The 3,147-nt window shown below is 49.3% G+C and carries 1 rRNA gene; it reads left to right on the forward strand.

Features of this window, described 5'->3' with window-relative positions:
- Positions 1 to 197 precede the first annotated feature (197 nt).
- Positions 198 to 3,085, forward strand: a 23S ribosomal RNA gene (locus DWZ69_RS11900).
- The last annotated feature ends 62 nt before the right edge of the window (positions 3,086 to 3,147 follow it).

Genomic DNA, 3,147 nt, shown 5'->3' on the forward strand with positions numbered 1-3,147 from the left:
AATTGTACATTGAAAACTACATACTGAGAAATAAACGAAATAAATGACATAAAGAAATTTATGTTCATGCCAATTTCAAGACATCCGAGGCGCATCGAAAGATGCGATAAAGAAATAACAAACACAGATAAGAGACGATCTTATTTAAGAGTTAAACTCAAACCGACCACTGTTGTAACGCTATACAACAGGTAAATGGTTAAGCTAATAAGAGCGCAGGGTGGATGCCTTGGCACTAAGAGCCGAAGAAAGACGTGATAAGCTGCGAAAAGCTACGGTTAGGAGCAAATATCCAATGATCCGTAGATATCTGAATGGGGAAACCTAACCGGAAAAACTCCGGTTACTGCATGGTGAATACATAGCCATGCAGAGGGAACCCGGTGAACTGAAACATCTAAGTAGCCGGAGGAAAAGAAAGAAACATCGATTTCCAAAGTAGCGGCGAGCGAAATGGAAAGAGCCTAAACCGGATTGCGTGCAATCCGGGGTTATGGACCGCACCAAGTGACTTAGCGGGTAGAAGAATGGTATTGGGAAAGCCAGCCAGAGAGGGTGAAAGCCCCGTATTCGAAACCTTAAGAGAGCGAGCGGAATCCGAAGTACCACGAGACACGTGGAACCTTGTGGGAAGTCGGGGGGACCACCCCCCAAGGCTAAATACTCCTTAGTGACCGATAGCGCATAGTACTGTGAAGGAAAGGTGAAAAGAACCCCGGGAGGGGAGTGAAAGAGAACCTGAAACCCTGTGTTTACAAGCTGTGGAACTGCTTTGTATGCAGAACCGCGTACTTTTTGTAGAACGGTCCGGCGAGTTACGCTTACTGGCGAGGTTAAGTACCAAAGGTATGGAGCCGAAGGGAAACCAAGTCTTAACAGGGCGCCATAGTCAGTAGGAGTAGACCCGAAACCGGGTGACCTACCCATGTCCAGGATGAAGTTGCCGTAAAAGGCAATGGAGGTCCGAACACACATCCGTTGAAAAGGGTGGTGATGAGGTGTGGGTAGCGGAGAAATTCCAATCGAACCCGGAGATAGCTGGTTCTCCTCGAAATAGCTTTAGGGCTAGCCTCAATTTAGTCTTGCGGAGGTAGAGCACTGAATATCCTAGGGGGCGTCAAAGCTTACCGAAGATTATCAAACTCCGAATGCCGTTAAGATGATGATTGGGAGTCAGACTGCACGAGATAAGTTGGGTAGTCAAAAGGGAAACAGCCCAGACCTCCAGCTAAGGTCCCAAAGTGAGTGTTAAGTGGAAAAGGATGTGGGATTTCGAAGACAACTAGGATGTTGGCTTAGAAGCAGCCATACATTCAAAGAGTGCGTAATAGCTCACTAGTCGAGAGGTCCTGCGCCGAAAATGTCCGGGGCTAAACACTACACCGAAGCTGAGGAATGATTTATCATTGGTAGAGGAGCATTGTTAGCGAGACGAAGCTGTACCGAAAGGAGCAGTGGATTGCTAAGAAGAGAGAATGCCGGAATGAGTAGCGAGAGTGAGGTGAGAATCCTCACGGCCGAATATCTAAGGTTTCCAGGGTAAAGCTGATCTGCCCTGGGTTAGTCGGGGCCTAAGGCGAGGTCGAAAGACGTAGTCGATGGATAACAGGTTGATATTCCTGTACTACAATATATCAGAACTGTGGGGACACAGACAGAAAGCCAGAGCCGGGAATGGAAAGACCGGTACAAGCGAGGTAGGAGTAAGGCAGGCAAATCCGCCTTACAATCTGAAGACGTGATGTGTAGCGAAGTTATAAGTAGCGAAGCTGGTGAGCTGGCTGTCAGGAAAAGCCGCTATTGTGTATATTGTACCCGTACCGTAAACCGACACAGGTGGATGAGGAGAGAATCCTAAGGCCGACGGAAGAAGCATTGTTAAGGAACTCGGCAAAATGGCCCCGTAACTTCGGGATAAGGGGTGCCTACGAAGGTAGGCCGCAGAGAATTGGCCCAAGCAACTGTTTAGCAAAAACACAGGTCTATGCGAAACCGTAAGGTGATGTATATGGGCTGACGCCTGCCCGGTGCTGGAAGGTTAAGAGGAGAGGTTAGCGAATGCGAAGCTTTGAATTTAAGCCCCAGTAAACGGCGGCCGTAACTATAACGGTCCTAAGGTAGCGAAATTCCTTGTCGGGTAAGTTCCGACCCGCACGAAAGGCGTAATGATTTGGGCACTGTCTCAACAATGCATCCGGTGAAATTGAAGTACCAGTGAAGATGCTGGTTACCTGCGCCAGGACGGAAAGACCCCATGGAGCTTTACTCTAGCTTGATACTGGGATTCGATATTGTATGTACAGGATAGGTGGGAGACTAGGAAACGGGAACGCCAGTTTTCGTGGAGTCACCCTTGGGATACCACCCTTGCAGTATTGGGTTTCTAACATGCAGCCGTTATCCGGCTGGTGGACAATGTCAGGTGGGGAGTTTGACTGGGGCGGTCGCCTCCGAAAGAGTATCGGAGGCGCTCAAAGGTTCCCTCAGAATGGTCGGAAACCATTCGCAGAGTGCAAAGGCATAAGGGAGCTTGACTGTGACACCGACGGGTGGAGCAGGTACGAAAGTAGGACTTAGTGATCCGGTGGTATAAAGTGGGATTGCCATCGCTCAACGGATAAAAGCTACCCTGGGGATAACAGGCTTATCACTCCCAAGAGTTCACATCGACGGAGTGGTTTGGCACCTCGATGTCGGCTCATCGCATCCTGGGGCTGTAGTAGGTCCCAAGGGTTGGGCTGTTCGCCCATTAAAGCGGTACGCGAGCTGGGTTCAGAACGTCGTGAGACAGTTCGGTCCCTATCCGGCGTGGGCGTAGGATATTTGAGAGGAGCTGTCCTTAGTACGAGAGGACCGGGATGGACTGACCTCTGGTGTACCTGTTGCATTACCAAATGCATCGCAGGGTAGCCAAGTCGGGACGGGATAAACGCTGAAGGCATCTAAGCGTGAAGCCCCCCTCAAGATGAGATATCCCATTCGTAAGAATTAAGACCCCTTGAAGACTACAAGGTTGATAGGTCGGAGGTGGAAGTGCAGTAATGCATGCAGCTGACTGATACTAATAGGTCGAGGGCTTATCCATGAAGGAAGGAAAGAGGAGTTATCTCCGGATGTGAAATTTTTCAGTGTGTGGTTTTGAATGTA

The organism is Eubacterium sp. AF34-35BH (assembly GCF_003477765.1).
GTDB lineage: Bacteria > Bacillota > Clostridia > Lachnospirales > Lachnospiraceae > Eubacterium_G.